Source organism: Pseudomonas azerbaijanorientalis (assembly GCF_019139795.1).
Taxonomy (GTDB): Bacteria; Pseudomonadota; Gammaproteobacteria; order Pseudomonadales; family Pseudomonadaceae; genus Aquipseudomonas; species Aquipseudomonas laurylsulfatiphila.
In genome coordinates, this window is sequence record NZ_CP077078.1 from 1,431,093 (window position 1) to 1,444,442 (window position 13,350).

Annotated in this window: 13 protein-coding genes; 3 read left to right on the plus strand and 10 right to left on the minus strand. The window is 61.0% G+C overall.

What is annotated here, in order from left to right; translation table 11 throughout:
- Positions 1-130 precede the first annotated feature (130 nt).
- Positions 131-412, plus strand: coding sequence for a DUF6124 family protein (locus KSS91_RS06205; RefSeq protein ID WP_217837358.1), 282 nt, complete (start codon positions 131-133; stop codon positions 410-412).
- 67 nt (positions 413-479) lie between these two features.
- Here the strand turns inward: KSS91_RS06205 and KSS91_RS06210 are convergent, their stop codons facing one another.
- The 4 genes from KSS91_RS06210 to plsB all read right to left on the minus strand — a co-directional run bounded on the left by KSS91_RS06210 (position 480) and on the right by plsB (position 4,700).
- Positions 480-1,169, minus strand: coding sequence for a DUF4197 domain-containing protein (locus KSS91_RS06210; RefSeq protein ID WP_102699395.1), 690 nt, complete (start codon positions 1,167-1,169; stop codon positions 480-482).
- Positions 1,170-1,198: 29 nt separating this feature from the next.
- Positions 1,199-1,597 (minus strand): YbaY family lipoprotein, encoded by a 399-nt coding sequence (locus tag KSS91_RS06215; protein ID WP_217837359.1) that lies wholly within the window; start codon positions 1,595-1,597, stop codon positions 1,199-1,201.
- Between the two features lie 99 nt (positions 1,598-1,696).
- On the minus strand, positions 1,697-2,038 hold the full coding sequence (locus KSS91_RS06220; RefSeq protein ID WP_217837360.1) for a YbaY family lipoprotein: 342 nt from the start codon (positions 2,036-2,038) through the stop codon (positions 1,697-1,699).
- 169 nt (positions 2,039-2,207) lie between these two features.
- Positions 2,208-4,700: a glycerol-3-phosphate 1-O-acyltransferase PlsB gene (gene plsB, locus KSS91_RS06225; protein WP_217837361.1), complete on the minus strand. Its 2,493-nt coding sequence runs from the start codon at positions 4,698-4,700 to the stop codon at positions 2,208-2,210.
- Positions 4,701-4,936: 236 nt separating this feature from the next.
- Here plsB and KSS91_RS06230 point away from each other — a divergent pair, with 236 nt between their 5' ends.
- Positions 4,937-5,146: a cold shock domain-containing protein gene (locus KSS91_RS06230; RefSeq protein ID WP_007954750.1), complete on the plus strand. Its 210-nt coding sequence runs from the start codon at positions 4,937-4,939 to the stop codon at positions 5,144-5,146.
- 125 nt (positions 5,147-5,271) lie between these two features.
- On the opposite strand, the gene KSS91_RS06235 is transcribed toward KSS91_RS06230, so the two are convergent.
- From KSS91_RS06235 to KSS91_RS06250, 4 genes are all read right to left on the minus strand, one after another.
- Complete coding sequence (locus tag KSS91_RS06235) at positions 5,272-5,649, minus strand: hypothetical protein (RefSeq protein ID WP_007978418.1); 378 nt, start codon at positions 5,647-5,649, stop codon at positions 5,272-5,274.
- Between the two features lie 84 nt (positions 5,650-5,733).
- Complete coding sequence (locus KSS91_RS06240) at positions 5,734-6,543, minus strand: putative RNA methyltransferase (RefSeq protein WP_217837362.1); 810 nt, start codon at positions 6,541-6,543, stop codon at positions 5,734-5,736.
- Positions 6,543-7,694, minus strand: coding sequence for a succinyl-diaminopimelate desuccinylase (gene dapE / locus KSS91_RS06245; RefSeq protein WP_015093751.1), 1,152 nt, complete (start codon positions 7,692-7,694; stop codon positions 6,543-6,545). Before dapE ends, KSS91_RS06240 begins: the two co-directional genes overlap by 1 nt.
- Before the next feature lie 238 nt (positions 7,695-7,932).
- A complete protein-coding gene (locus KSS91_RS06250) occupies positions 7,933-10,524 on the minus strand; it encodes a glycosyltransferase (protein WP_015093752.1) in 2,592 nt (863 codons plus the stop codon).
- 209 nt (positions 10,525-10,733) lie between these two features.
- Between KSS91_RS06250 and tcdA the strand changes: the two genes are divergently transcribed.
- A complete protein-coding gene (tcdA, locus tag KSS91_RS06255) occupies positions 10,734-11,552 on the plus strand; it encodes a tRNA cyclic N6-threonylcarbamoyladenosine(37) synthase TcdA (protein WP_217837363.1) in 819 nt (272 codons plus the stop codon).
- A gap of 118 nt (positions 11,553-11,670) precedes the next feature.
- On the opposite strand, the gene KSS91_RS06260 is transcribed toward tcdA, so the two are convergent.
- Positions 11,671-12,075 (minus strand): SufE family protein, encoded by a 405-nt coding sequence (locus KSS91_RS06260; RefSeq protein WP_217837364.1) that lies wholly within the window; start codon positions 12,073-12,075, stop codon positions 11,671-11,673.
- Entirely contained in the window at positions 12,072-13,277 is a 1,206-nt protein-coding gene (locus KSS91_RS06265) for an aminotransferase class V-fold PLP-dependent enzyme (protein ID WP_217837365.1), read from the minus strand. The genes KSS91_RS06260 and KSS91_RS06265 overlap by 4 nt, the downstream gene beginning before the upstream one ends.
- Positions 13,278-13,350: the final 73 nt, after the last annotated feature.

A 13,350-nucleotide genomic window follows, 5' to 3' on the forward strand; every position in this document is an offset into this window, starting at 1 on the left:
TGGCTGTGTGCGGGAGATCTTCGGGTCTGCCGGGTTTGCCTAACAACTCGGTCTTGCAGACCCGCATACAGCTGCCACCCATCATCTGCAAGTGATGCTGGCTGCTCCAACTTTCGTTAGGAGCTTCACAATGATCAAACCCAGCCCCAACCCCCCGGCTCCAGAGTCCGAAGAAAATACCGGCACTTCAAACCGCCCCTGCCCAATTTTCACCATCCACCCAGGCGTCGACTCCGAAACCTTGCTGGTCCATGCCTACGAAACCCTCGCCTCAGCCAATGTAATGGCAACCGAATTGTCGTCCGTCCTGACCTGCCCAACCTGCAATCTGACACTCGGCATTCAGCAGATGATTGTCTTGGCGCAGCTATCGGTGAATCGTGTGCTGGATCAATTGGATTCGCTTCGATAGCACAACGAAAAAGCCCGCTGAACCTTTGAAGGTCGGCGGGCTTTTGGTTGTTGCCGTCAGCTAAAAGTTACAAGGTCCCAAACACCTTTTTCGCCAAACTGGTCGCCGCAGCCGCCGGGTTCTGGCGGATGGTTTCTTCCTGTTTGCCGATCATTTCGAACAAGCCATTCAACGCCTGCTCGGTGACGTAGTTTTCGACGTTGGCATTCTTCGCGTCCAATACGCCCATGGTCGCCGCTTGTCCGGCGAACGAGTTGTACTGCTGGGCCAGGCCCACCTTGTCGGTGGCTTGCTTGACGATCGGCAGAAACTTGGCGCGGATCTGTTCGCGGCTGGTCTTGTTGAGGTATTGGGTGGCCGAGTCGTTGCCGCCGCTGAGGATGCCCTTGGCGTCTTCCACGGTCATTTTCTTCACGGCATCGACGAGGATTGGCTGGGCCTGGGTCACGGCGGTTTCGGCCGCTTTGTTCATGCTGGCTTCCAGTTCATCGACCTGGTCACCCATGCCGAACTGTTTCATTTTGCTGGCGACCTTGCCCAGTTTGCCCGGCAGTTCGATTTTTACTTCCGGGTTGTTGCTGAAGCCGCCCGGGGTGCCGAGTTGTTTCACGGCCAGTTGCGCGCCTTGAGTCAGTGCGTCCTTGAGCCCGCCGGTGGCGTCTTTCTGCGACAGGTCGCTGAGGGATAGCGCCAGGGCGTTGGCACAGATCATCAAACCTGCGCACAGGCCGGCAAAACGAAGGGTAGGGCGGAGCATGGCAGCTTCCTTGTTCAGAAAAGAGAGAATTAGCGAACGGCGTCGACGCGGATTTTCAGCGGTTGCGGGTCTTTGCCATCAAGACGCACGGCATGGTGTTCGGTGGTGATGAACATCAGCTTTCCGTCGACTTCGATGCGCGCGCTGACCGAGTAGCGATGGCCTGGTTTGACCTGCGCCGGATCGTAACTCAGATGAAACGGCAGTGGCACCTGGCCTTTGACCGGGCCGTTCTGTTCGTCGAGGACAATGGCCGGTGCGTCGGCCACAGACACGTCCTGCAAGCTCACGTTCAGGGTAGCGGTGGGCGGCAGGGCGCTGCGTTGCAGGTAAAAGACTTCGCCGTAGAGGCTGGCCTTCGGGGCAGGTTGCAGGGATTGGCAGGCGCCGAGCAAAACCGTAAGCCCGAGGAGAGAGAGTTTTTTCATGAAGCGGATCCTTGTCATTGGCGCCCGAAGAAGACCGGCGCCAACGACAATTTAACGGATTTTACCGAGGATATCGCCCAACTTGCCTCGGGGGTGTTCTCAGACAAGCTGGACCAGCACTTCCTGTTCCTTTACATGATCGACACCCAGTTCCACCGGGTGATGTTGAGTGGAGATGAAGTACAGATGGTCCTCGTGGGTGATGCGCGCGCTGATTGCATAGCGATGGCCGGGCAGGACATCAGCAAGCTTGTACGTCAGGTTGAAGTTCAGCCCGGCTTTTTCTGCGTTGGTAATGATCTGTGCGGCCAGCTCTTTTGCTGCGACATCTTGCAGACTGTCATCCTCCAGACGGACATGAAGAGTCGAGTTACGCGGCAGCGCCATCTTTACCGCGTAACTCACTTTGCCACTAATGGTCTTTACGGTTTCGTTGCTCATATTGATTTCCTTATCGATTGATCGTCGGTAGTGACGAGCGCCCAGCATAGGGTCGAGATAGCGATTTCTATGTAGGGGGATTCCTGCGGATAGGGGCAAAGTTGGAGTGACATGAGTCAGAAGCGTCCTTGCTTCAGCCATAAAACCCACGCGCAGTGATCTGAGTGATTCAGACTGGCGTCACCAATTCCGCCGCATCTTCACTGCGATGCAACGCCACCTGCCGGATCGACAAGCGGATCTCCGCCGGCAACACCCGTTTGGCCGCGCCTTCGGCCAGCTCGCCGAGCAGTTCGTGGTAGCTCAACTTGCCCGCTTCGTCGCGCTTGAGCACTTCGAGGTCGAGCAGGGTCTGGATGAAGTGGCGGAACAGGCTCTTGTCGAAGAATTCCGGGGCGTTCAGGCCATGCAGGATCGACAGGCGCTGGGCCATGACCGTGCACAGGTCTTCCAGTTCTTCGGCACTGATGCTGTTCTGGCCGCTGTTGAGCAGCAGGGACACGGTCATGTAGAAACGCTGCAGGGTCTGGGCGATGCTTTTCGACAGCAGCGTCAGCAACACGAAATGCCGTGAGCTTGGCGCCGGGCGCAGGTACACATCGTTCTCGACGCGCAGCAGGCCTTGCTCGACGAACGCCTCCAGCCACTGGTCGATCACAGCATCCAGTTCGTCCAGCGACCAGCGAATGAACAGCTCCGCTTGCAGGTATGGGTACAGCGCGCGGGTGTAGCGCAGGATCTGTTCGCGACTCATGCGCGAGGCACTCTGGAAGAAGCTCGCCAGCAGTGCCGGCAGGGCGAAGATGTGCAATACGTTGTTGCGGTAGTAGGTCATCAGGACGGCATTCTGCTCGTCCAGATAGAGAATCTTGCCCAGGGCATCGCTCTGCTCGGACAGCAGGTCCATGTCCTTCACGTGCTCGATCAGCGCCCGGCCGTCACCTTCCGGCAGGGTGGTGTGTGGCGAGTACGGCACCTTGCGCAGCAGCGCTAGATACAGGTCGAGCACCCGTGCCATGGCGCGGTCGTCCAGGGCCAGGCGGCTGGTGGACAGCAGAGCCAGGGCGACGAGGTTGACCGGGTTGATCGCTGCCGCTTCGTTCAGATGCCGCGCGACCTTCTCGCCGAGGCGGTTGGTGGTCTCGTTGAGCCAGGCGGGTCTGAACTGCGGGCCGAGTTCCTGCTGGCGCCAGTCCGGCTGTTCGTTGTCGAGAAATTCCGCGAGTTTGATCGGCTCGCCGAAGTTCACCGCGACCTGGCCGAAGCGCTGCTTGAGTGCGCCGATGACTTTGAAGATGTCGAAGATCGATTCTTTCTTCTTGGCCGCACCGCGCAACTCGCCGAGGTAGGTCCGGCCTTCCAGTACGCGCTCGTAGCCGATGTACACCGGCACGAAGACAATGGGCATGCGCGACGAACGCAGGAAGCTGCGCAGGGTGATCGCGAGCATCCCGGTCTTCGGTTGCAGCATGCGCCCGGTGCGCGAACGGCCACCCTCGACGAAATACTCCACCGGGAAGCCCTTGGTGAACAGGGTGTGCAGGTATTCGTTGAACACCGAGGTGTACAGCGGGTTGCCCTTGAACGTCCGGCGCATGAAGAACGCGCCGCCACGACGCAGCAGGCCGCCGATCACCGGCATGTTCAGGTTGATCCCGGCGGCGATGTGCGGCGGGGTCAGGCCGTTGCGGAACAACAGGTAGGACAGCAGCAGATAATCGATGTGGCTGCGGTGGCAGGGTACGTAGATCACTTCGTGACCCTGGGCGACCTTCTGCACGCCTTCGATGTGGTTGACCTTGATGCCGTCGTAGATCTTGTTCCAGAACCAGCTCAGCACCACTTCCATAAAACGGATGGCGGTGTAGGTGTAGTCCGAGGCGATTTCGTTGCCATAGCGCAGGGCCTGGGCCTTGGCTTTTTCCGGCGAAATGTTCTCGCGTTCGGCTTCGTCGAGGATCGCTTGTCTGACCTGCGGCTGGTTCAGCAGGCCCTTGACCAGGTTGCGACGGTGGGAAATGTCCGGGCCGATCACCGCCGCCTTCAGGTTGCGAAAGTGTACCCGCAGGATGCGCTGGGCCATGCGCACGGTGCGCTCGTGGCCCTTGTTGTGTTCGATCAGTTCGCGCAGGTGGATCGGCGCGGAGAACTGCACGCGGGTCTTGCGCCCCAGTACGATGATGCTCAACAAGCGCCGCAGACGCCCGGTCACCGCCCAGCTATCGGCGAACAGGAGTTTCCATGGGCTGCTTTCGCTGTCCGGCGACTGGCCCCAGAACACGCTGACCGGAATGATTTGCGCGTCTTCGGCGGCGTTCTGGCTCAGGGCGCTGACCAGGCGGGTCAAGGTTGGCGGCGCGCCGCGCTTGTCATGGCGGCCGAGCCAGTCCGGGTCCGGCGTCAGGTAGAAGAACGCGGCCGGTTCCAGCAGGTTGCCCACCGATACCGGCAGCACGGGGCGCGGCAGGCCGGCCTTGCTGCACTCGGTATCGACCACGGCAAGGTCGGTCAGCGAAGGGTTTTGCAGGACGTAGAACACCGGACGACTGCGGTCGAGGTTGAGGGTGAACGACGACTGGTTGATCGTTTCCGAGCGAACCCAGAGGTACAACAGTCGGCGCAGGGTGCCAAACACAAGACGGCGGAACGGGGAGCGGGTCATACGGCTTCTGCGTGAGTGAATGAAACCGAGCGTTTGCTCGGGCGCTGCGTAGTGTGCCGGATTCGTCGAAAATCGGCAAAAAAGCGGCGAAGTAAACTGCTATTGAGAGTTTCAGCGTCTGTCATATACTCGGCGCTCTGTCGCCGTTGCCCACATGGGACCGGTATGCGCAGGCTGACGTTCCCGAGGCTTTCCTGCGAAAAGCCCGATCAATAATAAAAAGGGAGTATGAACAAATGGCAACACGCGAAACCGGCAACGTGAAGTGGTTCAACGACGCCAAGGGCTACGGCTTCATTCAGCGCGAGGACGGAGTGGACGTGTTCGTGCACTACCGCGCGATTCGTGGCGAGGGGCACCGTTCACTGACCGAAGGCCAGCAGGTTGAATATGCGGTGGTCGAAGGGCAGAAGGGGTTGCAGGCTGAGGATGTTGTAGGTCTGTAATCACGCAAAACCATTGTGGGAGCGGGCTTGCTCGCGAATGCGGTGTGCCAGTCGCAGTTGATGCCGGCTGATCCACCGCATTCGCGAGCAAGCCCGCTCCCACATTTGATCGGTGTTGTTGGCTATTAAGCGGTTTTCCAGGTGATCTCTTCTTCACCATCGGCGCTGATGCGAATCCAGCGGTCCGCCGTCTCTTCACCTTCTTCCTCGACCCAGGTTCCCGGCGCGCAACGCACTTCGACGTTCAGCGCGGCAAACGCGGCGCGGGCGCAGGCGATGTCGTCGTCCCATGGGGTCTGGTCGCTTTCCAGGTACAGGCTGTTCCACTTGCCGACCGCTTTTGGCAGCCAGGTCACCGGTACGTTGCCGGCCTTGCACTTGTAGGTCTGGCCCTTCTGGACCCAATCCGAACACGGGCCAAGTGCCGCGCCCAGCCAGGCGGCAATGGCTTTGTGATCGACGTCGGCGTCTTTCAGGTAAATCTCGATATCGGGCTGGCGCATGGATGTCCTCACTGCGGGTCTGAAAAATCCATTCGCGGATTTAGCCGGCCTTGAGCCGTTGCCCAAGACCAAAAATGTTTGAAGTTATTGAAGAACGAAATAATCGTAGCGCATCGACACGGTGACCTCGAACGGCTCGGCCTGCTCGATAACGGCAGCACGGCGTTCGGCACTGGCGCGCCAGCCGTGGGGCGTCATCGCCAGCAGGTTCGCCCGGTCCTGACCACTGTGGAGCGTCAGTTTGAATTCCAGGGTTTCGCTGTGCGCCAGCGCCATGCCTTCCGGTACCAGGTCCAGGTGCTTGTCGTCGATGTACTCGCGGACCTCATCGTACAGCCGCTCGCGTAATTCCATCAGGTGGCCGCTGGTCGGCCCGACTTTCATCAGGCCGCCGCCGACGCTCAGCAGGCGCTTGGCCTCTTCCCAATCCAGCGGGCTGAAGACGCTGGCGAGGAACTGGCAACTGCCGGAAGCCAACGGCACCCGCGCCATGCTGGCAATCAACCAGGTGAGCTGCGGGTTGCGTTTGCAGGCGCGTTTGACCGCTTCGCGGGAGATGTCCAGGGCATAACCTTCGGCATCCGGCAGCGCCTCGGCGATCTGCGCGGTGTAGTAGCCCTCGCCGCAACCGATGTCCAGCCAGCGCTGCGGCGCATAGCTGGCGGCCAGCTCCGCCAGACGCCTGGCCACCGGCGCATAGTGCCCGGCATTCAGGAAGTCGCGGCGGGCTTCGACCATCGCCTGGTTATCCCCGGGATCGCGGCTGTTCTTGTGCTGCACCGGTAGCAGGTTCAGGTAACCCTGGCGCGCACGGTCGAACCGATGCCCGGCGGGGCAGACCACACCGTTGTCCACCGCGTTGAGCGGTGCGCTGCAGATTGGGCAGGCAAGCATCAGGCGAGCAACTTGATCAGGGTCTGGTAGTAGATCTCGGTCAGTACGTCGAGATCGGCTGCCAGCACGCGCTCGTTGACCTGGTGGATGGTCGCGTTGACCGGGCCCAGCTCAACCACTTGCGTGCCCATGGTTGCGATGAAGCGCCCGTCGGAGGTACCGCCGCTGGTGGACGCCTTGGTGTCGCGACCGGTGATGTCCTTGATGCTCGACGACACCGCGTCCAGCAGCGCGCCTGGCTCGGTGAGGAACGGCAGGCCGGACAAGGCCCAGTCGACGTGCCAGTCCAGGCCATGCTTGTCGAGGATGTCGGCGACGCGCTTCTGCAGGCCTTCGACCGTGGACTCGGTGGAAAAGCGGAAGTTGAACACCGCCACCAGGTCACCCGGGATCACGTTGGTCGCACCGGTGCCGGAGTTGACGTTGGAGATCTGGAAACTGGTCGGCGGGAAGAAATCGTTGCCGTGGTCCCAATGCTCGGCGGCCAGTTCTGCCAATGCCGGAGCGGCGAGGTGGATCGGATTCTTTGCCAGGTGCGGGTAAGCCACGTGACCTTGCACGCCGCGCACGGTCAGCTTGGCGCCGAGGGAGCCGCGACGGCCGTTCTTGACCACGTCACCCACCAGGGTGGTGCTCGACGGTTCGCCGACGATGCACCAGTCCAGGCGCTCCTTGCGCGCGGCGAGGCGTTCGACCACTGCCTTGGTGCCGTGGTGCGCCGGACCTTCTTCATCGCTGGTGATCAGGAACGCGACTTTGCCCTTGTGATTCGGGTAGTCGGCGACAAAACGCTCGGACGCGACGGTCATGGCGGCGAGACTGCCTTTCATGTCGGCAGCGCCACGGCCGCAGAGCATGCCGTGTTCGTCGATCAGCGCGTTGAACGGTTCGATCTGCCAGGCTGACACCGGGCCGGTCGGGACCACGTCGGTGTGGCCGGCGAAGCACAGCACCGGACCGTCGTCCTGGCCGTGGGTGGCCCAGAAGTTATCCACATCTTCGATGCGCATCGGTTCCAGGGTGAAACCGGCATCGCCCAGGCGCTGCATCATCTGCTTCTGGCAATCGGCGTCGACCGGCGTCACGGACGGACGGCGGATCAGGTCGATGGCGAGTTGAAGGGTCGGCGAAAGGTCGGCGTGGGCCGTCATGGAAAACTCCGGAATCATGGAATATGGGCTTGGGCTTCAATGTGGGAGCGGGCTTGCTCGCGAAAGCGGTGTGTCAGTCAACATACGCCTCAACTGTTACAACGCATTCGCGAGCAAGCCCGCTCCCACAGGTATTGGGTTCGATCGGCAAACCGCGACACGCCAAGCCCCGCAAAATGGCGGTTATCTTAAAGCAAAACGGCGACCATTGGCCGCCGTTTAGTGCATCCGCAAAGATTTAGACGACAGGTGCCGTTTCAGGCTCGGCGGCCGGTTTCGGCAGCGACGACAGGAACGCCATGATCAGCGCCGCCAGATACGGTAGCGACTGCACCAACAGCATGGTGACCCAGAAGCGCATGTCGTTGCTCGGCATGCCGTTGACCAGATAAATCCCCAACGCCGCGCTCCACAACAGCAGCATGATGAACAACTCTTCGCGCGCTTCGGAAATCGCGACCCAGAAGCCATGGTTGTCGGCATTTTTCGGTGTGCGGAAGAACGGAATGCTGCTGGTGAAGAAGCCGTACAGCACCGCTTTGGCGATGGTGTGGGACAACGCCAGACCGGCCAGCGCCGCGCAGAAGGCATCCTTCAAGTTCACCCCGACCGCACGACGGTAGAGGAAGATGATCTTGGCGACCTTGAATACGAACAGCGCCAACGGCGGGATTGCGAAGATCAGCAGCGGCGGATCGACCCGTTGCGGCACGATGATCATTGCCGCCGACCACAACAGCGCACCGACGGTGAAGAAGATGTTCATACCGTCTGCCACCCACGGCAACCAACCCGCGAGGAAGTGGTAACGCTGGCCGCGGGTCAGCTCGGTGCCCTTGCCGCGCAGCAGGCTGGCGGTGTGGCGCTTGATGATCTGAATCGCTCCGTAGGCCCAGCGGAAACGCTGTTTCTTGAAGTCGATGAAGGTATCGGGCATCAGGCCTTTGCCGTAGCTGGTGTGGTAGTACGCCGCCGACAGGCCTTTCTCGAATACGCGCAGGCCCAACTCGGCGTCTTCACAGATGCACCAGTCGGCCCAGCCCAGCTCTTCGAGCACCGAACGGCGGGTCATGGTCATGGTGCCGTGCTGGATGATCGCATCGCGGTCGTTGCGGGTGACCATGCCGATATGGAAGAAACCTTTGTATTCCGCGTAGCAGAGCTTCTTGAAGGTGCTTTCGTTCTGATCGCGGTAATCCTGTGGCGACTGCACCACGGCGATTTTCGGGTCGGCGAAATGCGGCACCATGTGCTTGAGCCAGTTGCGGTCGACGCAGTAGTCCGAGTCGATCACGGCAATCACTTCGGCGTCCTTGGCGGTGTGCGGAATCAGGTAGTTCAGTGCGCCACCCTTGAAGCCGGCCAGCGGTGCCACGTGGAAGAACTTGAAGCGCGGGCCGAGGGTGGCGCAGTAGTCGCGCACCGGTTCCCAGACCGCCGGATCCTTGGTGTTGTTGTCGATGATCAGGACTTCGAAATCCGGATAGTCGAGGTTGGCCAGGGCGTTGAGGGTCTGTTTGACCATCTCCGGCGGTTCGTTGTAGCAGGGCACGTGAATCGACACTTTCGGGCGGTAGCTGGAATCGCCTTCCACCGGCAGGAACTCGCGGCGGCGCTTGTGCACCCACACCGCTTCGGCCAGTTCATGGGCTTCGGTCAGCAGCACGATGAACACCCCGAGCGCACCGAGGGCAAGCAGGAAACCCACTGTCAGGCTGAACCAGGTGCTGTACTGCTGGCTGTAGTCGTAGCCGATCCACACCAGCACCGAACCACAGAGGAACGCAATGAAGGTCAGGAAGGTGCGACCACGCTGGCGCAGGGCCGAGCCGTCGATCATCAGCAGGGTCAGCGACAACAGCGCCAATACCACCGAACCGATGGCCAACACGCGCCACTGCGGAATCGCCACCACCGGGCCTTCGAAGTTGAACTTCTGCTGGCGCGCGGCGTTGAATACGCCCCAGTAGGCGCCAACGGAACCTTCGTCGCTGACTTTCCACGGCTGGTCAAACGCTTCGATCACGAAGTAGTTGAAGCCCTGGCGATTGAGCTTGTTGACCAGGGTTCGCAGGTAGATCGCCTGGTCTGCGGGCGAAGCATCGGCGCCGCCGCGCATGCGGCCGTTGCTCGGCCAGCCCACTTCGGACAGCAGCAGCGGCTTTTTCGGGAACATCTTTTTCAGGTCGCGGGCGCGGTCGAGGACGAACTGCCCGGCCTTGTCCATCGGGATGAATTCCCAGTAAGGCAGGACGTGGGCTGCGATCAGGTCGACGTGCTTGGCCAGTTCCGGGTGTTCTTCCCAGACGTGCCATTGCTCGGACGTGGTCACCGGCACCTTCACGGCGGCGCGGACACGATCGAGCATCACGCTCAGTTCGGCGGCGGTGATTTCCTTGCGGAAGATCGCTTCGTTGCCGACCACCACACGAACCACGCTGCGCGAAGAGTTGGCGATTTCGATGGCGCGGGTAATTTCCCGTTCGTTGCGTTCCTGGTCCGGACTGATCCAGATCCCCAGTGTCACCCGCAAACCAAACTCTTCCGCCAGTTTCGGGATGTCTTGCAGGGTGCCATCGACCGAGTAGATGCGGATGTTATCCGTCAGCTTGCTCATGATCTCCAGGTCGCGACGCATTTGATCGTCGGTCGGGTACTGGTCTTTCTGCGGGAACTGGCCCTGCTGGAATGGCGAGTACGAGAAGCCGGAGATCTGTTCAGGCCAGTTGGGGGCGGTGACCGGGCGGTTGATCAGCGCCCAGAAGCCGGTAAACAAGGCCGCGATGGCGAGCACCACGACCAGGTTGAGTCCAAATTTACGCGATGACATAGCTATTTCGGGTTCCAAAGACTGTGGAACGGAGGAACGGTTGGCCGTCGCCAATGGGCGCGCATCCTACACCGGGCATTCTCTGGTCCTGCAGCGGACAGGGAATTGCCGGACGTTGGGCAATCTGATTTCGTTAAAGTTCTTTCTATTTTTCATGTAACTGATTTTGTCTTCATATCGCCATATAATGCCCGCCGGTTTTTGGGGTAATGGTCATGAGTACTGAAGATCCGCGTTTTGCCGGCATTGCCCGTTTGTATGGCATCGAAGGCCTTGAACGCCTGCGCGCAGCCCATGTGGCGATTGTCGGCGTCGGTGGGGTCGGTTCCTGGGCGGCGGAAGCCATGGCCCGTTGTGGCGTGGGCGAGATTTCGCTGTTCGATCTGGATGACGTCTGCGTCAGCAACGCCAACCGTCAGTTGCACGCGCTGGACAGCACCGTCGGCAAACCCAAGGTCGAGGTGATGGCCGAGCGTCTGCGCGGGATCAACCCGGACTGCACGGTGCACGCGGTGCCGGACTTCGTCACCCGCTACACCATGGCCGAGTACATCACGCCGAACATCGACTGCGTGATCGACTGCATCGACAGCGTCAACGCCAAGGCTGCGCTGATCGCCTGGTGCAAGCGTCGCAAGATCCAGATCATCACCACCGGCGGCGCAGGCGGGCAGATCGACCCGACCTTGATTCAGGTCTGCGACCTGAACCGCACGTTCAACGACCCGCTGGCGTCGAAAGTGCGCTCCACGCTGCGCCGCGACTACGGCTTCTCACGCACCGTGACCCGCCATTACAGCGTGCCGTGCGTGTTTTCCACCGAGCAGCTGCGTTATCCGAAACCGGACGGCAGCATTTGCCTGCAGAAGAGTTTTGTCGGTGATGGCGTGAAGCTCGACTGCGCCGGCGGGTTTGGCGCGGTGATGATGGTGACGGCGACCTTCGGCATGGTCGCGGCGACCAAGGCTGTGGACAAGATTGTGGCGGGAGTGCGGCGGCCGGCGGAGCGGGTCAAGCCTCAGATTTAAGTGTTGCTACTGATGGCCTCTTCGCGAGCAAGCCCGCTCCCACATTCGATGTTCAGTGAATACAGTTTTTGTGTACGACCGAAATCCAATGTGGGAGCGGGCTTGCTCGCGAAGGCGATTAACCGGCCAACTCATTCATTCGCTGAAGTACGGCATTGAGGCCATTGCTACGAGACTGGGACAACTGCCGCCCCAATCCCAGCTGATTGAACCAGTCCGGCAAATCCACCTGCTGCAATTGAGCCGCCGACAAGCCGTTGACCCGCGCCAGCAGCAACGCCACCAACCCGCGAATCAACCGCGCATCGCTGTTGGCGCTGAACTGCCAATGGCCGTCGCGCAATTCGCCCACCAGCCACACCTGGCTTTCACAACCGTGCACCCGGTTGGCGTCGCACATCTGCGTATCACTCAAGGCAGGCAGGCGCTCGCCCCATTGCATCAGCAGGCGTGCGCGTTGTTCCCAGCTGGCGGCTTTGCCAAAGGTATCGAGTGCGGTCACGGCATCGGCAGGCAGGTTCATCGCAGCAGCTCCAGGGCCTGATCCAGGGCTTCAAAAAACCGTTCCAGGTCTTCGGAGTCGTTGTACAGCGCCAACGACACCCGAATCGCCCCCGCCAGTTCAAAGCGTTTGAGCAACGGCATGGCGCAGTGATGGCCAGCGCGCACTGCAATCCCTTGCTCAGTCAGCAAGTGCGCCAGGTCTGCGTTATGCACACCCTCGACGGTAAAACTGGCCAGTGCCACTTGTGGCCTACCCAGCAAACGGATTCCGTGACGTGCCTCAAGACCCTTGAGCAAGCCGGCATGCAGCGCCGTTTCATGGGCGGACACGGCGTCCTGGTCAAGCCCGGCGAGGTAATCCAGGGTCGCTCCCAGGCCGATCACACTGGCAATCGGCGGCGTCCCGGCCTCGAAGCCCAGAGGTGCCGGGCGAAAGCGGGCGTCGTGATAATTGGCATCGAGCACCATTTCACCGCCGAACTGCCAGGGACGCAGCTGTTGCAGCGCGGTGTTGCGCCCGAACAGCACGCCCAGGCCATCGGGACCGTAGAGCTTGTGGCTGGAGAACACATAAAAATCGCAGCCCAATGCTTGCACGTCGTGGCGGCCATGGACCACGCCCTGGGCGCCATCGATCACGGTCAGGGCATTGTGCGCCTTGGCCAGTGCCAGCAATTGAGGCAGCGGCTGCCACGCGCCAATCACGTTGGACAGCTGACTGACGGCCAACAGACGCGTGCGTGGGCCGATCAAACCGGCGGCGGCTTCAAGGTCGATCACGCCGTCGGCGTCCAGCGGCAGGATCACCAGCTTCAGCTCGCGACGGTGTGCCAGTTGCTGCCACGGCAAAAGGTTGGCGTGATGCTCCAGGGCGCTGATGACAATTTCGTCGCCCGGATTGAAAAGGTGTTCCAGGCCATAGGCCAGGAGATTCAGCGCGGACGTCGCGCCGTGGGTAAAGATGATCTGCCCGCAATCGCCAGCATTGAGCCATTGCGCGGCTTTGCGACGGCTGTCCTCGAACGCCTGGGTGGCGTGGGCGCCGGGCAAGTGTTGTGCCCGATGCACGTTGGCCGCGCCATTGGCGTAGTAGTGCGCCAGGGCGTCCAGCAGGGCTTGGGGTTTTTGCGTGGTGGCGGCGTTGTCCAGATAGGTCTGGCCTTGTCGCTGCAGGGCAGCGATGGCCGGAAAATCGGCGCGCCAGGGAGAGAGAATCATCATGTTGTTCGCCTGTACGCCTGACCCCTGTAGGAGCGAGCATGCTCGCGATGGACCTCAACGATAACGCGGGGTA